Below are 16,529 nucleotides of genomic sequence, written 5' to 3'. Positions count from 1 at the left end.
GCCCGGTCTCCCGGGCCGCCGTGGGCGTCTCACGGGTTCAAGGGTACGGAAGTGAGCCGGTGGGCCGCTCGAGCGCTGCTGGTGACCCCGGAGAGGAAGCCCTGGGCGCGCGGTGAGGCGTGGCCGGTCAGCCACTCCGGGTCGATGTCCAGGACGGCGATCCGCACCCCGGTCCCGGCCAGCGCCAGGGGCAGGGTGTGCACCACGGTCGAGGGGAAGCTGAGCAGGGTGCGGCCGGTCGGGCCGCGCCGCGCTATCAGCTCCAGCGGCAGGTCGGGGCGGACCACCTCCAGGCCGGTGCCGTCGGTGAGGTGGCGCAGCTTGGCGGCGCTCTCCCGGCGGTGGGCGAAGTAGCGGGTGACACCGTGCGCGCGGACCAGGGCGTGCACGGCCTCGCGGTAGCGGGCCTCGTCGACGACGCCGGTCTCCACCAGCGAGGTCCCGACCAGGTCCGCCCCGCCGGTCAGCCGGGGCGGGCCGAAGCGGGCCCGGGTCCAGGCCAGCGTGTTGCGGGTGAGGGTCAGCCCCTCGGGCGCCGCGTCCACCGGCATCGCCGAGAAGACCTCGATGCGCGGGTGCCCCTCGCCGGGGGTCAGCCGGCGCCGGGCGGCGGCGGAGACCGGGGCGAGCAGCAGTTCGCGCGGGCCCCGGCGGCCGCCGCGCCGGTGCCAGCGGACCAGGCGTTCGCCCCGGGCCAGCTGCGCGAGGAACTCCACGGTGGCCGTCCCGTCGTCCACCACGACCAGGTCGCGGGCGCGGCTGAGGGCGAGCAGCAGTTGCACGTAGCGGGAGAACGGGTCGCCGATGACGACCCGGCCCGCCTCGCGCAGCCGGGGCGCGAGGCCCCGGACGGTGGCCAGCGGTGCGGCCATCCCGCCCCTGGCCTCCTCCCAGCGGACCTCGACGCCCTCGCCCCGGGCCAGCTCGGCCATGCGGCGGAGCTGGCCCCGGGACATCGGGTCGAGGGGCGAGAGGACGACCAGGGTGAGGCGGTCGGGGTCCTGCCCGGAGGCGTGGGCCCACTCCAGCACGTTGAGGAGCTGGACGGGGCTCTCCACGAAGGCCAGCGCCTCGTCCTCGCCCTGGGCGCGCCGGGCGGGCCCGCCGTAGGCGGGGGCCGGCGCGGGGTTCCCGGCCCCCGGGCGCCCGGGGCGGGGGTCAGACGGCGGCGGGCTCACGGCCGGCCTCGGCCTGGGCCTCGGCGACGACGCCGGGGACGCGGCGGAGCTTCTTCATCGGGCCGAGCTCCGACTCGTAGACCTGCTTGACGCCGTCGCCGAGCGACTCCTCGATGGTGCGGATGTCGCGGACCAGGCGGGACAGGCCCTGGGGCTCGACGGAGGCGGCCTGGTCGGAGCCCCACATGGCGCGGTCGAGGGTGATGTGGCGCTCGACGAAGGCGGCGCCGAGGGCGACGGCGGCCAGCGTGGTCTGGAGACCCGTCTCGTGGCCGGAGTAGCCGATCGGGACGTTGGGGTACTCGGCCTGGAGGGTGTGGATGACCCGCAGGTTCAGCTCCTCGGCCTTGGCCGGGTAGGTGGAGGTGGCGTGGCAGAGCAGGATGTTGTCGCTGCCGAGGACCTCGACCGCGTGCCGGATCTGGCGCGGGGTGGACATGCCTGTGGAGAGGATGATCGTGCGGCCGGTGGCGCGCAGGGCGCGCAGCAGCTCGTCGTCGGTGAGGGAGGCGGAGGCCACCTTGTGGGCGGGCACGTCGAACTTCTCCAGGAAGGCGACGGCCTCGGTGTCCCACGGGGAGGCGAACCAGTCGATGCCGCGCTTCTTGCAGTAGGCGTCGATGGCGCGGTACTCGTCCTCGCCGAACTCCACGCGGTGGCGGTAGTCGATGTAGGTCATGCGGCCCCAGGGGGTGTCGCGCTCGATGTCCCACTGGTCGCGCGGGGTGCAGATCTCCGGGGTGCGCTTCTGGAACTTGACCGCGTCGCAGCCGGCGTCGGCGGCGGCGTCGATGAGGGCGAGCGCGTTCTCCAGGTCGCCGTTGTGGTTGATGCCGATCTCGCCGGTGACGTAGACGGGCTGGCCGGGGCCGGCGGTGCGGGTGCCGAGGGTGCGCAGGCGGGGGTTGGTGCTCTGGTTGCTCATGGGTGGTTCCTCACGTGGTGGGTCCGGTGTACGGGTGGTGGTCGGGGTGTGAGCCGGGTCAGGGCCGGGCCGGGTAAGGGCTCTTGAGGTCGGGGCCGAGGAGCCAGGAGGCGATCTCCCGGACGGCGCCGCGGCCGCCGGGGGCGGTGGTGACCGCGCGGGCGGCGCGGCGTACCGGTTCGTGGGCACTGGCGACGGCGACGGGCCAGCCGGCCAGCGCGAAGCAGGGCAGGTCGTTGGCGTCGTTGCCGGCGTAGAGGACGCGGGCGGGGTCGACGCCCTGTTCGTCGCACCACTGCTTGAGCGCCTCGTCCTTGCGGTCGACGCCGTGCAGGACGGGGATGCGCAGCTTGCGGGCGCGGGCGGTGACGACCGGGTTCTGCTCGGTGGAGAGGATGAGCAGCGGGATGCCGGCGTCGCGCAGGGCGGCGATGCCGAGGCCGTCGCCGCGGTGGACGCTGACGCGTTCGCGGCCCTCGGCGTCGATCTGCACGGTGTCGTCGGTCTGCGTGCCGTCGAAGTCGAGGACGACCGCGTCCACGTCGCCGGGTCCGGGCCGGCGGGCGCCGGGCGCCTCGTTCCGGTCGAGGAGCGGGGCGAGGGCGCGGGCCCGGGCGAGGTCGTGCGGGTCGTCGATCTCCAGGACGCGGGCGGGGTCGGTGCGGACCAGCGCGGTGCGGCCGAAGAAGCGGTGGCGTACGGCGCGGAAGCCGTCGCCGCGCATCGCGTAGGCGGCGCCGGTCTCCAGCAGGTCCTCGGGCCGGTCCTGGCGGCGGGGGCGGTGGGCGGCGTCGTGGTTGACGCCGTGGCCGCTGCTCGGCGTGGCGCCGGTGGCCAGGTCCCGCCAGAGGAAGCCGTGGAAGGGGGCGGCGGTGACGGCCGTGTCGGCGCCTTCCAGGACCGCCGCGGTCACGCCGTCGACGTCGTCGGCGGTGAGGAACGGGCTGGTGCACTGGACGAGGAGGACCACGTCGGCGAGGCGGCCGTGGCGGGCCTCGTCGGTGTCCAGCGCGTGCAGCACGGCGGCCTCGCTGGTGGCGGTGTCCCCGGAGAGCGGCGCGGGCCGCTCCACCGTGGTGGCCCCGGCGGCGCGGGCCGCCTCGGCGATGGCCGGGTCGTCGGTGGAGACCAGCACCTCGCTGACGAGGCGGGCGGTGCGGCAGGCGTGCACGGCCCGGGCGACCAGCGGCACTCCGCCGACCTCGGCGAGGTTCTTGCCGGGCACGCCCTTGGAGCCGCCCCGGGCGGGGATGACGGCGAGGACGCGGGGAGCGGGGTCGCGCATGGCGTCTCCTTCGAGGGTCGGGCGTACGGGTCGGGGCTCGCCGGTGCCGGTCACAGCCGGCCCAGGCGGCGGACGAGGGGGGCGACGTTCTGGACGCCGTGCCGGTAGGCGGCGCGGGCGGCGCCGCGCACCGCGCCGTTGACGGCGGTGCGGGCCCGGCCGCGCAGCCCCTCGGCGGGGGCGGGGTCGAGGGCCCCGGGCAGCGGGGTGCCGTCGGGCGCGAGGTGGTGGCGGGCGAGCAGCCCGGGCAGGTAGCCGGGGGCGGTGCGCGCCGTGTAGTACGGCGTGATCGGCGGGAGTTCCTTCGCCCCGGCCAGTTCCAGCAGGGCGGCGGTGCGGGCGCGGGCGGTGTCGAAGGCGCTCGCGTAGGCGGTGCCGGGGGCGACGCCGTTGCGGTCCTGCCAGGTGGGGTCGGCGACCGGGGTGTGGCCCTCGTCGAGCCGGTCGAAGGAGGTGAGGCAGCCGGAGCCGATGAAGTGGTGGTTGCCGAGTGCCTCGCGCACCCCGAGGTCGGTGAGGACCGCGGTCGGGATCGACCGGTGCAGCGACTCCAGGGCGGCCGTGGAGCTGACGGTGACCAGCAGGTCGGTGTGGTCCAGGACCTCGCCCATGTTGCCGTGGACCAGGCGGAAGTTGGCCGGCAGCGGTCCCCGGTCGCGGGCGAGCCGCTGGTAGGGAATCTCCTCCAGGTGCGTGGTGTGCTCGCCGGGCTTGGAGCGCAGCTTGAGCAGGACCTCGCGGTCGGGGTGGGCGCGGGCGTGGCCGATGAGCCGGTCCAGCAGGTGGGCGCGGTCGGCGCGGCCGGCGGGCACCGAGGGCTGGGCGGCGAAGACCACGGTGTACGGGCGGCCGTCGGGGCCGGCCGGGCGGTGCGGGGCGCCGCCGAGGAAGGGCAGCGCGGCCTCGGTGACAGCCGTGCAGTCGGCGCCGACGCCCTCGTAGACGGCGCGGAAGCGTTCCGCGTCGACCGTCGAGTTGGCGAGGACCAGGTCGGCGCCGTGGCGCAGCAGCAGGCCGTCGGCGAGCTTCTCGTAGACGACGCCGACGTAGCCGGTGACCACGACCGGGCGCACGCCGTGGTCCTGGCCGAGGCGGGCGAGGCCGTGCAGGGCGGCCTGGACGGCGCCGCCGACCAGGGCGAGGACGACCAGGTCGTAGGGGGCGGCGGCGTCGTCGGCATGGCGGCGCCGCAGTTCCGCGAGGAAGCCGGCGAGGGGGACCTCGGCGAGGGCGTCGGGGCGCAGGCCGACCTCGGCGAGCTGCCGCTCGGTGGGGGTGGCCCGGCCGCGCAGCAGGTAGCCGTCGGTGGTGGCGCCCTCGGGGGCGAGCCGTCCGGCGGTGAGGGCACCCCATTTCCAGCGGGTGTCGGAATCCGCGAGAACGGCGATGCGCGGGGTTCGGTGGTTGCTTGCTGGCACGTCGCCGACGTTAGGAAGGGTCGGCGCCAAAGGGCCCAACGGGATGGCAACAAAGGGTTAACAGCGCACCGACGAAAGGAATTGCCGGGCCCGGGACGGAATGCGGCGAGGGGGTTAACAAGCTGTCCGCCCGGCGTTCACCTGGTGTACCCGAGGGCTTCGCGGAGCGGGCCTCGGACGCCCCTTAGCGTCGATTCCGTGGTCAAGCTCTCCGTCATCGTGCCGTTCTACAACGTGCGGCAATTCGCGCCCGACACTCTGCGCAGCCTGAAGGCGAACGCGCGGGACGATGTCGAATTCCTCCTGGTCGACGACTGTTCGTCGGACGGCACCCGGGACCTGCTGGAACGGGCCGTGGAGGAGGTGCCCGGCGCCGTCCTCCTCCCCCACGAGGTCAACGGCGGCCTCGCGACGGCCCGCAACACCGGCCTGGACGCGGCCCGCGGCACCTACCTGACGTTCCTGGACGGGGACGACTGGTACGCCCCCGGCTACTGCGGCCAACTCCTCGACGCCGCCGAGAGACTGGGGACGGACTTCGTCCGCGTCGACCACGTCCAGGTGACGGGGAAGGCCCGCCAGATCCACCGCATGCCGCACGGCCGCCGCGAGGTGCCGCTGCGCCCCCTCGACGCGATCCTCCCCGCCGACCGCTCCACCTCGGTCGACTACCCGTACGCCTGGGCGGGCGTCTACCACCGGCGGCTGCTCGACTCCGGAGTCCTGCGATTCCGGGACGGACTGCGCACCGCCGAGGACCGCCCGTGGATCTGGCGGCTGCACCGCGAGGCGGAATCCTTCGCGGTGACCAGCCTTTACGGTGTTTTCTACCGGCGCGGGGTCGCCTCTTCCCTGACCCAGATCGGCGACGTCCGCCAACTCGATTTCCTGCGCGCATTCGACCAGGTGGTCGAGGAGACGGCGGCGCACGAACAGGGGGCGGAACTCCTGCCGAAAGCCATTCGCACCTATTGCGCCGTGATGGCGCACCATCTGGAATCCATCGAAAGGTTCGAACCCGCCGTGGCCCGGACTCTGCGCGCCGAGAGCGCGGCCGCCCTCGGGCGGCTGCCGCAGGACATCCTCCGCTCCACCCTGTCGGCCCTCGGCCCCGAGCGCGCCGCCCGGCTCCGCCGCGTCCGGCGCCACCAGGCCCTGCGCCCCGGCGCCCCCGCCGCCGTCCCCGCCACCCGCGTCCACGAGGAGGCGGCCCGATGAACGACGCCCCCGCGCCCGCCGGCGTCCGCCCGGGCTCCACCCAGCTCTTCCTCGCCGCCACCCAGTACGCCGCGGCGACCGTGGTGGCCGCGCTCCGCGCCGGGCGGTTCGGGCCGCGTGCCGAGCACCGGCGCGTCCTGGTGGTCAGCGACACCTCGGCCGTCCCCGAGGTCGGCACCCCGCTCGACGCCATGCCCGGCTTCGCGGCGCTCGCCGGCGAGTTCGACGCCGTGCACTCCTGGAACGCCTTCATCCAGCCCTTCCACCCGGCCGGCTGGTCCCCGCGTGAGCAGGACTGCCCGCTGTGGGAGCGCGCGGTGCGCGAGGCGTGGCAACTCGGCGACGGCCCGCTGGAGGTGGCCTGCGAATCGCTCCAGGCCAACCCCTCCCAGGCGGTGGTCCGGATCTTCTCCGACGCCCCCGTCCACCTCTACGCCGACGGCCTGATGAGCTACGGCCCGACCCGCTCCCGGCTCGACCCGCTGATCGGCACCCGGGTGGCCCGCCTGCTCCACCTCGACCTCGTGCCGGGGCTGCGCCCGCTGCTGCTCGGCGAGTTCGGCGTCGAGCCGGAGGTGGTCCCCACCGAGGAGTTCGTGAAGGTCCTCGGTGAACTGGCCGAGGACCCGGCCTCCGTACGCGCCGCCGACGCGGCCGGAGCGGCGGGCACCGGATCGCCCGCGCTCCTGCTCGGCCAGTACCTCTCCGCGATCGACGTGCTCACCCCCGACGAGGAGGAACGCCTCCACCTGCGGCTGCTGCGCGGCGCCGCCGCCCTCGGCCACCGCGACATCGTCTTCAAGCCGCACCCCTCCGCGCCCGCCGGGTGGACCCGCGCGCTGGCGGAGGAGGCGGACCGGCTCGGCGTGCGGTTCGGGGTGCTGGACGAGCCCGTCCTCGCGGAGGTCGTCTTCCAGCGGCTGCGCCCCGCGCTGGTGGCCGGCTGCTTCTCCACCGCCCTGCTGACCGCCGCCGTCTGCTACGGCCTGCCCGTCGCCCGCACCGGCACCGACCTGCTCCTGGAGCGCCTGACCCCGTACCAGAACAGCAACCGGGTGCCCGTCACCCTGGTCGACGCGCTGCTCCCGGCGCTGGAGGACGAGGCGGCGGTCGACGCCTGGACGCCGCCGGGGACGGACGGGGCCGGGCTGCCCGAGGGGCTGGCCGAACTGGTCGCCACCGTCGGGTTCGCGATGCAGCCGGCCCTCAACCCGCAGCTGCGCCCGGTCGCGGAACGCCACCTGGCCCGGCTGCGGCACACCCCGGCCCTCGCCCGCTACTTCAAGCGCCGCCGCCTCACCGCGCTGGCGCTGCCCGGCGGCGTACCGGAACGGCTGGCCTTCGTGCCGCGCAACCGGGCCGTACGGGGACTGGCCCGGCGGGCGCGGCGGCTCTCGCCCCGCCTGTCGAAGGCGATGGGGTGAGGGCGGCGCCGGTCAGACGCCGCTGAGGGAGAGCTTCACCGCGAAGCCGAGGAAGAGCGCCCCGGCCGCCGTCGTCGCCCCCGCCGACAGACTCCGGCGGCGGCGGAAGGCGGCGGCCAGCCGGTGCCCGGCGAAGATCAGCGTGGACAGGTAGGCGAAGCTGGCCAGTTGCAGCAGGGCGCCGAGGATCAGGAAGGAGAGCGCCGGATAGGCGTAGGCCGGGTCCACGAACTGCACGAAGAACGACAGCAGGAAGAGGATCGCCTTCGGGTTGAGCAGGCTGGCCACCAGCGCCCTGCGGTACGGGCGTTCGCGGGCGGCGTCGGCCGGGGCCGCCTCGGGCTCCGGGCCGCTCTCCTCGCGCCGGTCGCGCCAGAGCCGCCAGGCGCTGCGGAGCATCCCGATCGCCATCCAGGTCAGGTAGGCGGCGCCCGCGTACTTGATGACGGCGAAGACCAGCGGGTTGGTGCGCAGCAGCGAGGCCGCGCCGGCCGCCGCCAGCGTCATCAGGATCGCGTCACCGGTGAAGACGCCGGCCGCGGCCGCGTACCCGGTCCTCGGTCCGCGCCGTGCGGCCACGGAGAGGACGTAGAGCGAGTTCGGGCCGGGGAGCAGCACGATGACGGCGAGCCCGGCGAGGTAGGTCGGTAGATCGGTGACACCCAGCATGAGCGGAGTTTCGCACGTCCGTGCGGCTTCACACCTCTCGATTCCAGGAAGTGGAACGGCCACCTCCGGGGCGGGTTCGGGCCAGCCCGCGCGCGGGAGGTTCCACCGGCTCCCGGGGTGGGCATTCAGGGGCCAGGAGCGGGCATGTCCGCGCGCCCACGCGCCGGGCCCCGCCGACCGCCAAGGGGAGGGTGCGGCTCATGCCCACTGGGCACACGGGACGAGGAAGACCGGTCGCCACGGCGACGATCGGGGCACTGGCACTGCTGGCCCTCGCGGGCTGCCGGGTCGACGCCGCGGCCGGACCGGGGCTCTCCCCGGCACCGCCACCGCCGGCCACCATGGAGGACGCCCGCCCGCCGAAGCCCTCGCCGCCCCCGCCACCGCCGACGCCTTCCCCGGCGCCCACCACCGCGACGCCCAAGCCCCCGCCACCCCCGCCCACGCCGTCCGCGACGAAGCCCGCCGCCCCGGCCGTCCTCATGCGGCCCGGCCAGACCAGCGAGCAGGTCCGCGAACTCCAGGCGCGGCTGGCCTCGCTCGGCCTCTTCGGCCGCTCCCCGACCGGTTTCTACGGCGACGTCACCAGCGAGGCGGTCTCCGCCTACCAGCGCAAGGGCGCCCTGCCGGTCACCGGCACCACCGACACCGTCACCTGGGACCGGCTGCGCGCGGGCACCCCCCGCCCCACCCAGGACGACCTGCACCCGCCGACCACCCTCCCGCTGGCCAAGCCCGACAAGCGCTGCCTGACCGGCCGGGTGCTCTGCATCAGCAAGCAGAGCCGCTCGCTGGCGTGGATGGTCGACGGCAAGGTGCGCGCGGCGATGGACGTACGGTTCGGCTCCCAGTACACGCCCACCCGCGACGGCGCGTTCAAGGTCTACTGGAAGTCCCGCGACCACCACTCGACGCTCTACGACACCCCGATGCCCTACGCCCTCTTCTTCAGCGGCGGGCAGGCGGTCCACTATTCGAAGGACTTCGCCACCCAGGGGTACGCCGGCGCCTCGCACGGCTGCGTCAACGTCCGGGACAAGAAGAAGGTCGCCGCCCTCTTCGACCAGGTCCGCGAGGGCGACCGCGTCATCGTCTACTGAGCCCGGAGGCCGGGACGAAAAGAGGCGCGGGCGGGACCGGGGGAACGTGTCCCGCCCGCGCCGACGGCACTGAGCCCAGAGGTACGGGGGGAACCCCGGCTCGTCGTGCCACGCCGATGACCAGTCGGCTCACTTCCTACTGCGCCGTACGTCCGGGAAGTGTCACACCGGGGTTTCGCGGGGCCGGCCCCGTACGGCGTCTCCCTTGACCTTCACACCGGTGTGAGCCCGGAGCATCTCCCTGGGACGGCGCCGCGAGACGGCGGTGCCGCCGGCCCCGAACCGAGGAGACCCGCCATGTCCACGCCCCCGCACAGCAGCACCGCCCCCGCCGCCGTGACCGTCCTGGGCCTCGGCCGGATGGGCGGCGCCCTGGCCGCCGCCTTCCTCGCGGCGGGCCACCCCACCACCGTCTGGAACCGGTCTCCCGGCAAGGCCGACGCCCTGGTCGTCCGGGGCGCGCGCCGCGCCGGATCGGTCGCGGAGGCGGTGGCCGCCGCCCCGCTCGTGGTGGTCTGCGTCGCCGACGACGAGGCCGTGCACCAGCTCCTCGACCCGCTGGAGGGCGCCCTCGCCGGCCGCACCCTGGTGAACCTCACCACCGGCACCTCCGCCCAGGCCCGCGCCAACGCCGCCTGGGCGAAGGAGCGGGGCGCGGCCTTCCTCGACGGCGCGATCATGGCCGTACCCGAGGACATCGCCACCGACGACGCGGTCCTCCTCTACAGCGGCCCGCGCGACGCCTTCACCCCGCACGAGCCGGCCCTGCGCGCCCTGAGCCCGGCCGGCACCACCTACCTCGACTCCGACCCCGGTCTCGCCGCCCTCCACGACCTGTCCCTGCTCGGCATCATGTGGGGCGTCCTCAACGGCTTCCTGCACGGCGCGGCCCTGCTCGGCACGGCGGGCGTCCGCGCCGAGACCTTCGCCCCGCTCGCCGCCCGGATGACCACCGTGGTCGCCGGCTACGTCACCGCCGCCGCCCCCGAGGTCGACGCGGGCTCCCACCCGGCGGGCGACGCCACCCTCACCGTTCACCAGGAGGCCATGCGCCACCTCGCCGAGGAGAGCGAAGCCCTCGGCGTCAACGCCGAACTCCCCCGCCTCTTCCAGCTCCTGGCCGACCGCGCGGTCGCGGACGGGCACGCCGAGAGCGGCTACTCGGCACTGGTGGAGCAGTTCCGGAAGCCTTAGGGGCTGTTGTCCCCGGACGGTACGGGCCAGGGCGTGGGCGCGCCGGACTCCCCGGTGCCGTCGCCCTCGTCCTGGCCCTCGTCCTGGCCCTCTTCCTCCGGCCCCGCCCCGTCCTCCGCGTCCTCACCGTCACCGGTCGACGGAGACGGGGCGTACCCGAAATCCGGGGTGCCGCCGTCGGGGCGGTCGCCGCCGGTGCCCGGCACCGGGACGGCCGGGAGGGTCAACTGGGGCTCCTGTCGAGGCAGGTCGAGGACGCCGCGGCAGAACCGTTCGATCGCGCCGGGGCCACCCTTGGCCAGCCGCTCCAGGCGGCGGCGGTGTTCGGCGTCCATCGTGCCGTCCTCGTAGGCGCGGCAGGCGGTCTCGGTGCGCTCCTCCCAGTCCCAGCCGCCGCCCCGGGAGGGCGTCCGGCCCGGGTGCGGGGAGCTCTCGGGTGTCGGGGTGCCCGAGCGGGGCGGGTCGGTCTCGTCCTCCTCCGGGGTCGGCTCGCCGGGCGAGGACGCCGGCGGCGACGGGGAGTCGGGCGGAGTCGGGGAGGCGGGCTCGGACGGGTCCGGCTCCGGGGAGACCAGGACCTCGGGCGAGGAGCTGTCGGCGGAGACGGAGGCGGCCGGTGCCGGGTTCTCGGTCCCGCGGAACGGGGAGGGCAGCACGCCGGCACCGGCGGCCATCGCCACCCCGCCGATCATGAACCCGCCCAGCGCCACCGCCAGTCCGAACCGCACCGGCCGCCCCCAGCGCGAGGGTGCCGGGGCGGGGCGGCCGAGCCGCACCACACCGGCCCCGGTCTCCCGGTGGGCGGTGCGGAAGGCGGCGACGGCCTCCTCCTCGCGGGCGGCGGCCTGTTCGGCCGGGCCGGGCGCGGTGAGCGTCGCGAACGCGGCCCGCAGGGCGGCGGCCTCCGGCGGGTCGGGGGGTGCGTCGGCGGGGCCGGAGTGCTCGCCGCGCAGCAAACGTTCGGTGGCGTCCTCGGTCGGCCATCCGTGGTGCTCGTCGGCCATCACATTTCTTCCTGCGTCCGCGGAGGTGTTCGCGTCACACTGACGGTTGTCGCCGGGGATCGGTGCGGCGACCTCTGGGGCGGTACGGAGCCGGGGGTGTCCTCGCTCCGGCCGGTGCGGTCGGCGAGGAGTTCGCCGAGCCGCTTCAGTCCCCGGTGGGCGGCGGTGCGTACGGCGCCGGGGCGTTTGCCCAGCGTGTGGGCGGCGCTCTTGGCGTCCAGGCCGACGACGACGCGGAGGACGACCGCCTCGGCCTGGTCCTGCGGGAGTTGCGCTATCAGCGCGAGGGTGTCCCCCGTCGACAGCGCCTCCATGGCCTCACCGGCGGTGTCCGTCTCGGCGGCCCGGCCGGTCAGTTCGGTTTCGTCGCCCCCTATGGCGGGCCGGCGGCCGCGCATGCGGATGTGGTCGAGGGCGCGGTTACGGGCGATCCGCGCGGCCCACCCCCGGAACCGGTCGGCGTCGCCGCTGAACCGGTCGAGGTCGCGCGCGATCTGCAACCACGCCTCCGACGCCACGTCCTCGGCGTCGGCCTCCCCGACGAGTGTCCGCACGTATCCCAGCAGCCGCGGCTGCACCGCGCGGTACACAGTCCGGAAGGCGTTCTCGTCCCCGTCCTGCGCCGCGTGAACCGCGGCGGTCAGCTCCGCGTCGTCCCCCAGCACTCCCTCATCCTGCCCCACTAGTCGGCCGCGCCGTCACCGGCCCGGCCGGGCCCCTCGGGGATGCCCGGCACCCCCTGCCACCGAACGCGCCCGCGCGGACCAGCACGCTACGACCTGCACGCCCCCGCCGTCCACGCCCCGCACACCCCGCTGTCACCCTGTCACCCACCGGGGTGTGACAGAAAACGCACCGGCGGCGCAGTAGGGAGAGACGGGTCGCCCGCGACTCGCGTCGGCAACGGCCGGGGTCACTCCTGTGGGGGGTGGCGGCCCCGGCCGTTGTTCTGCTCCGGGGCCTCGCCGGACGGAGAACCTAGATCCGCGAGTTCCGCACCGACTGCCACACCGCGCCGGCGAGGGCCCGCGCCGACCGGGCGACGGAGAGCTTCTCGTGCTCGCGGTACAGCTCCCAGTTGTACTGGACCAGGGAGAGCTTGTTGGAGGAGAGCGAGGTCGCCTGGCCGGCCCGGTAGACGGCGAGCGGCTCGGCCAGGCCGCGGGCGTCGGCGCCGTCGCGCATGATCGACAGCCACAGGGCGTAGTCCTGGCGCTTGCGCATCTCCGGCATCAGCCGCGTGCCGAGGACGGAGCGGTCGTACATGGCGGTCAGGGCGCCGATGTGGTCCCGCACCAGCATCGCGCGGTAGTCGACGTGTGCCCGGGCGCGGATCACCCGGCCGTTCGGGGCGAAGTCGGTGCTCTCGCCCGCGTAGTCGGCGTCCATCTTGTAGTACGAGGTGAAGGTCAGCGGGGCGGTGCCTTCGCGCGCGAAGGCGAGCTGCCGCTCGGTCTTCTCCGGGAGCCACATGTCGTCGCTGTCGAGGAAGGCCACGTAGTCGCCCCGGGCCCGTTCCATGGCGAGGTTGCGGGCGCGGCCCGCGCCACCCCGCTCGGGCGCCGTCTCGGGCAGCACGCGCTCGTCCTGCCGGGCGAACTCCCGCAGCAGCTCCATGGAGTCGTCCGACGACTGGTCGTCGGTGATCAGCAGCTCCAGGTCGGTGTGGGTCTGCGTGAGGACCGACCGGACCGCCGCGCCGAGCGTTGCCGCCGAGTTGTACACGGGCATGACGACAGACACCAGGGGCACGCGATTCTCCTTGCTCGGCCGGAACGACGGTCCATTCAAACATCGCGATCGAACAGGGAGCGACACGCAGGTCCTCCCCACCGGGCGGGGCCGCCGCCACCGGTGCCGCATACTCCCCCACCCCGACGGGTAGAGGCCGTTCCCCGCCTCGCGACGGAGCAGGGAGCTGCGGTGCTGCGTATCCACTTCACGCCCGAGGACCTCACCCGGGTCCGGGTGGCCCCGGGCCCCGACCTCCTGTGGGAGATCAGCAACAGCGTGCAGACCTTGCAGCGGAGGGACGGGGAGCGGGTCTTCGGCGCCTGGCGGCGGTGGGCGCGGCCCCGCCTCCCGGAGAGCCGGGAACTGCTCTCGCCGCTGCTGCCGCCGTACGGCTACTCGCCGGACTTCCTCACGCCGAGCGCCGGGGAGCGGCCCACGTTCCGGGCCGCCGTCGAGGCCCTGCTCGGGACGGAGCCCGCGAGGCTGCGGGCGGAACTGGCCCGGCTCGCCCGGTCGGCGCGGCTGCCGGTGTGGGCGGCCTCGCTGGCCCGGGGGGACACGGAGACGCTGACGCGGCTCGGCGACGCCCTCCACGCGTACCAGGCACGCGCCCTCGTCCCGCACTGGCGGCAGATACGGGCGGACGTCGAGGCCGACCGGGCGCGGCGGCTGCGGGACCTGATGGACGGCGGCACCGAGGCGCTGCTGTCCGGGCTCGGGCCCGACGCCCGCTGGCGGCCCCCGGTGCTGGAGGTCACCTACCCGGTCGAGCACTGCCTGCGGCTGGAGGGGCGCGGGCTGGTCCTCCAGCCGTCCTTCTTCTGCTGGCCCGCCCCGACCACCCTCGCCGACGGCACGCTGCGGCCCGTCCTGGTCCACCCCATCCGCCACACCCCGGGCTGGGCCGCGCCCCGGACGGGACCGGGGCCGCTCGGCCGCCTCCTCGGGCAGACCCGGGCGGAGCTGCTGCGCGCCACCGGCACGGGCTGTTCGACCGTGGAGGCGGCCCGGATGCTCCAGGTGACACACCCGGCGGTCAGTCAGCACATGAACGTGCTGCGGGCGGCCGGCCTGATCACCACCGTCCGTACCGCCGGCCGCTCCTTTCACCTCGCGACCGCCGAGGGCCGCGCCCTGCTGGCCGCCGAGGAACACCGGCCGTAAGCCCTCCCTTACGGCTCTTGTGCCCGGGGAGGCAGCGCCCCCACGCTGTGCCTGCCCGGCCAGACCCCCACACCTCCGGAGGCCACGTTGAGCACGTCCCGCCCCACCCGCAGAGGCGTTCTGAAGGCCGCCGCGGGGCTCACCGCGACCACGGCGCTCGGCGCCACCAGTGTCCTCGCGTCGGCGTCCGCCGCCCACGCGGCCGGCGACGGCTTCGGGCTGCGCATCGTCGACCGCAACGAGAGCGACGCGCGCATGTGGTACTACCGCTTCGCCACCGACGCGATCGGCTGGGACCCCGGCGTCAACGTCCTCCTCCCGGACGGCTACCACGCCGGCGGGCGCCGCTACCCCGTGCTGTACCTCTTCCACGGCGGCGGCACCGGCCAGGACTTCATCACCTTCGACCGGATGGGCATCCGCGCCTGGACCGCCGGCAAGCCGCTCATCGTCGTCATGCCCGACGGCGGCCCCGCCGGCTGGTACTCCAACCCGGTCTCCTCGAACGTGGGCCCGCGCAACTGGGAGACCTTCCACATCGCCCAGCTGCTCCCCTGGATCGACGCCAACTTCCGCACCTACGCCGAGTACGACGGCCGGGCCGTCTCCGGCTTCTCGATGGGCGGCTTCGGCGCGCTGAAGTACGCCGCCAAGTACTACGGCCACTTCGCCTCGGTCAGCTCGCACTCCGGCCCGGCCAGCCTGCGCCGCGACGCGGGGCTCGTCACGCACTGGGCCAACGTCTCCTCGGCCGCGGTGGAACTGGGCGGCGGCACGGTCTACGGCGCGCCCCTGTGGGACGAGGCCCGGGTCAGCGCCGACAACCCGGTGCAGCGCGTCGAGAGCTACCGGAACAAGCGGGTCTTCCTGGTCGCGGGCACCAGCCCCGACCCGGTCAACTGGTTCGACACCGTCAACGAGACGCAAGTCCTCGCCGGGCAACGGGAGTTCAAGAGCGTGCTCGGCGCGGCCGGCATCCCGCACGAGGGGCACGAGGTCCCCGGCGGCCACTTCGTCCGCCCCGACCTGTTCATCCGCGACCTGGACGGGATCGTCGCCCGCCTCCGCAAGGCCTGACCGCCGCCCCTCCGCCGACCTCCCGGGAGCCCGACATGCACGGACCCACCCCGCCCGGCCCGCGGCCGACCCGCCGCGCGCTGCTGCGCGGCGCCGCGGGCGGCGGCCTCGCCCTGACCGGCCTGGCCGCCGCCGCTCCGGGCGCGCACGCCGCCGCGTGGGCCCCGGGGGCGCGGGCCACCGGCGCCAAGGTCCGCGACCTCACGGGCCCCTCCCAGACCGGGCGCTTCGGCGCCCCCTGGACCGACCTCGGCATTCCGGCGCGCTGCCCCGACGGCTCGATGCTGCTGGTCTGCGGGGACACCTTCGACGGCGAGGGCGTCGGCGGCCCGGACTGGCGCTCGCCGGTGGGGCTGCGCTCCTCGCACGCCGACCCGGCCGCCCTCACCGTCGACGGCTGCGTGGGCGGCGGCCGGGCGGTGGGCCTGGTCCCGGAGGGCCACGAGGGCGGCACCACCGCCATCCCCTCCGACGTCTTCACCGTCGGCTCGACCATGTACATGCACCTGATGCGCGGCGTGATCTACCGGACCCACCACTCCGACTTCTGGCGCTCCGACGACAACGGCGAGACCTGGCAGTACCTCTGCCAGTGGCCCGGCGACCAGTACGGCGGCCAGTTCCAGCAGAAGACGTACGCGGTCGCCGACGACGGCTACTGCTACGTCCTCTCCACCGTCTTCAACCGCGACATCGCCTCCGGCCTGCTCCTGCACCGGGTCCGCCAGGACGCCCTGGGGAACCCGGCCGCTTACGAGCCGTGGGGGTACGCGGGCGGGGCCTGGGCCTGGGGGAACCCGCCGACCACGGTGACCGCCGCCCGCCGCTGGGGCGAGATCTGCTTCCGCGCGATGGACGGCGGCTACGCGCTGAGCTGGCTCAACATGGCCCCGCTCGACCTGCGGGCACAGTTCTTCCCGCTGCCGACCTCCAACCTCTTCACCACACCGGAGCAGACCACGATCGTCCCCACCGTCCCGGGCCGCGAGACCGGCAACGCGGTGGCCAGCCCCTACGGCGGCTTCATCGTCCCGGGCTCCACCGCCGGGGACCTGCACCTGGCCGTCAGCCAGTGGTACGACGCCCAGAACTACCGGGTGATGCAGTACCGGATTCGCGGGCTGACCCGCTGACCGGGC

The 16,529-nt window shown here is 75.1% G+C and carries 15 protein-coding genes; 7 read left to right on the top strand and 8 right to left on the bottom strand.

What is annotated here, in order from left to right:
* Positions 1-29 precede the first annotated feature (29 nt).
* From OIM89_RS19650 to OIM89_RS19635, 4 genes are read right to left on the bottom strand one after another with little or no spacing between them, the layout of a single operon-like run.
* Complete coding sequence (locus OIM89_RS19650; protein ID WP_030698489.1) at positions 30-1,178, bottom strand: hypothetical protein; 1,149 nt, start codon at positions 1,176-1,178, stop codon at positions 30-32.
* Positions 1,159-2,103 (bottom strand): N-acetylneuraminate synthase family protein, encoded by a 945-nt coding sequence (locus tag OIM89_RS19645; RefSeq protein WP_003948410.1) that lies wholly within the window; start codon positions 2,101-2,103, stop codon positions 1,159-1,161. Before OIM89_RS19645 ends, OIM89_RS19650 begins: the two co-directional genes overlap by 20 nt.
* 58 nt (positions 2,104-2,161) lie before the next feature.
* On the bottom strand, positions 2,162-3,388 hold the full coding sequence (locus OIM89_RS19640) for an acylneuraminate cytidylyltransferase (RefSeq protein WP_047464818.1): 1,227 nt from the start codon (positions 3,386-3,388) through the stop codon (positions 2,162-2,164).
* 50 nt (positions 3,389-3,438) lie between these two features.
* Positions 3,439-4,806 carry a capsular biosynthesis protein gene (locus OIM89_RS19635; RefSeq protein ID WP_264491478.1) on the bottom strand — a complete coding sequence of 456 codons (1,368 nt, stop codon included), beginning with the start codon at positions 4,804-4,806 and terminating at the stop codon, positions 3,439-3,441.
* Between the two features lie 198 nt (positions 4,807-5,004).
* Between OIM89_RS19635 and OIM89_RS19630 the strand changes: the two genes are divergently transcribed.
* Entirely contained in the window at positions 5,005-6,024 is a 1,020-nt protein-coding gene (locus OIM89_RS19630; RefSeq protein ID WP_030698486.1) for a glycosyltransferase family 2 protein, read from the top strand.
* Entirely contained in the window at positions 6,021-7,448 is a 1,428-nt protein-coding gene (locus tag OIM89_RS19625; protein ID WP_264491477.1) for an alpha-2,8-polysialyltransferase family protein, read from the top strand. Before OIM89_RS19630 ends, OIM89_RS19625 begins: the two co-directional genes overlap by 4 nt.
* Before the next feature lie 12 nt (positions 7,449-7,460).
* On the opposite strand, the gene leuE is transcribed toward OIM89_RS19625, so the two are convergent.
* Positions 7,461-8,117, bottom strand: coding sequence for a leucine efflux protein LeuE (gene leuE, locus OIM89_RS19620; RefSeq protein ID WP_030698484.1), 657 nt, complete (start codon positions 8,115-8,117; stop codon positions 7,461-7,463).
* 200 nt (positions 8,118-8,317) lie between these two features.
* Between leuE and OIM89_RS19615 the strand changes: the two genes are divergently transcribed.
* Together OIM89_RS19615 and OIM89_RS19610 are read left to right on the top strand one after the other, a co-directional pair.
* Positions 8,318-9,217, top strand: a complete 900-nt coding sequence (locus tag OIM89_RS19615; protein WP_030698483.1) for a L,D-transpeptidase family protein — start codon at positions 8,318-8,320, stop codon at positions 9,215-9,217.
* 297 nt (positions 9,218-9,514) lie between these two features.
* Positions 9,515-10,411, top strand: coding sequence for an NAD(P)-dependent oxidoreductase (locus OIM89_RS19610; RefSeq protein ID WP_047464808.1), 897 nt, complete (start codon positions 9,515-9,517; stop codon positions 10,409-10,411).
* Here OIM89_RS19610 and OIM89_RS19605 read toward each other — a convergent pair.
* The 3 genes from OIM89_RS19605 to OIM89_RS19595 all read right to left on the bottom strand — a co-directional run bounded on the left by OIM89_RS19605 (position 10,408) and on the right by OIM89_RS19595 (position 13,167).
* The gene (locus OIM89_RS19605) at positions 10,408-11,415 is read right to left on the bottom strand and encodes a hypothetical protein (protein WP_264491476.1); all 1,008 of its coding nucleotides are present in this window, start codon (positions 11,413-11,415) and stop codon (positions 10,408-10,410) included. The two genes, OIM89_RS19610 and OIM89_RS19605, sit on opposite strands and share 4 nt — an antisense overlap.
* Entirely contained in the window at positions 11,415-12,080 is a 666-nt protein-coding gene (locus OIM89_RS19600; RefSeq protein ID WP_030698480.1) for an RNA polymerase sigma factor, read from the bottom strand. Before OIM89_RS19600 ends, OIM89_RS19605 begins: the two co-directional genes overlap by 1 nt.
* Positions 12,081-12,393: 313 nt before the next feature.
* A complete protein-coding gene (locus OIM89_RS19595) occupies positions 12,394-13,167 on the bottom strand; it encodes a glycosyltransferase family 2 protein (RefSeq protein ID WP_030698479.1) in 774 nt (257 codons plus the stop codon).
* 171 nt (positions 13,168-13,338) lie between these two features.
* On the opposite strand from OIM89_RS19595, the gene OIM89_RS19590 reads away from it, so the two are divergent.
* The 3 genes from OIM89_RS19590 to OIM89_RS19580 all read left to right on the top strand — a co-directional run bounded on the left by OIM89_RS19590 (position 13,339) and on the right by OIM89_RS19580 (position 16,523).
* Complete coding sequence (locus OIM89_RS19590) at positions 13,339-14,313, top strand: ArsR/SmtB family transcription factor (protein WP_030698478.1); 975 nt, start codon at positions 13,339-13,341, stop codon at positions 14,311-14,313.
* An 87-nt stretch (positions 14,314-14,400) separates the two neighbouring features.
* Positions 14,401-15,390 carry an alpha/beta hydrolase gene (locus tag OIM89_RS19585; RefSeq protein WP_047464800.1) on the top strand — a complete coding sequence of 330 codons (990 nt, stop codon included), beginning with the start codon at positions 14,401-14,403 and terminating at the stop codon, positions 15,388-15,390.
* 35 nt (positions 15,391-15,425) lie between these two features.
* Complete coding sequence (locus OIM89_RS19580; protein ID WP_264491475.1) at positions 15,426-16,523, top strand: DUF4185 domain-containing protein; 1,098 nt, start codon at positions 15,426-15,428, stop codon at positions 16,521-16,523.
* Positions 16,524-16,529 lie beyond the last annotated feature (6 nt).

It is taken from the genome of Streptomyces sp. BI87 (assembly GCF_025957665.1).
Classification (GTDB): Bacteria; Actinomycetota; Actinomycetes; order Streptomycetales; family Streptomycetaceae; genus Streptomyces; species Streptomyces albidoflavus.
The sequence above is the reverse complement of the archived record's forward strand: the minus strand, read 5'-3'. Positions and strand labels throughout refer to the sequence as shown.

Coding starts and splice junctions, on each gene's coding strand:
- OIM89_RS19645 (WP_003948410.1), bottom strand. CDS start 2,103: ATGAGCAACCAGAGCACCAACCCCCGCCTGCGCACCCTCGGCACCCGC.
- OIM89_RS19640 (WP_047464818.1), bottom strand. CDS start 3,388: ATGCGCGACCCCGCTCCCCGCGTCCTCGCCGTCATCCCCGCCCGGGGC.
- OIM89_RS19625 (WP_264491477.1), top strand. CDS start 6,021: ATGAACGACGCCCCCGCGCCCGCCGGCGTCCGCCCGGGCTCCACCCAG.
- leuE (WP_030698484.1), bottom strand. CDS start 8,117: ATGCTGGGTGTCACCGATCTACCGACCTACCTCGCCGGGCTCGCCGTC.
- OIM89_RS19615 (WP_030698483.1), top strand. CDS start 8,318: ATGCCCACTGGGCACACGGGACGAGGAAGACCGGTCGCCACGGCGACG.
- OIM89_RS19610 (WP_047464808.1), top strand. CDS start 9,515: ATGTCCACGCCCCCGCACAGCAGCACCGCCCCCGCCGCCGTGACCGTC.
- OIM89_RS19605 (WP_264491476.1), bottom strand. CDS start 11,415: ATGGCCGACGAGCACCACGGATGGCCGACCGAGGACGCCACCGAACGT.
- OIM89_RS19580 (WP_264491475.1), top strand. CDS start 15,426: ATGCACGGACCCACCCCGCCCGGCCCGCGGCCGACCCGCCGCGCGCTG.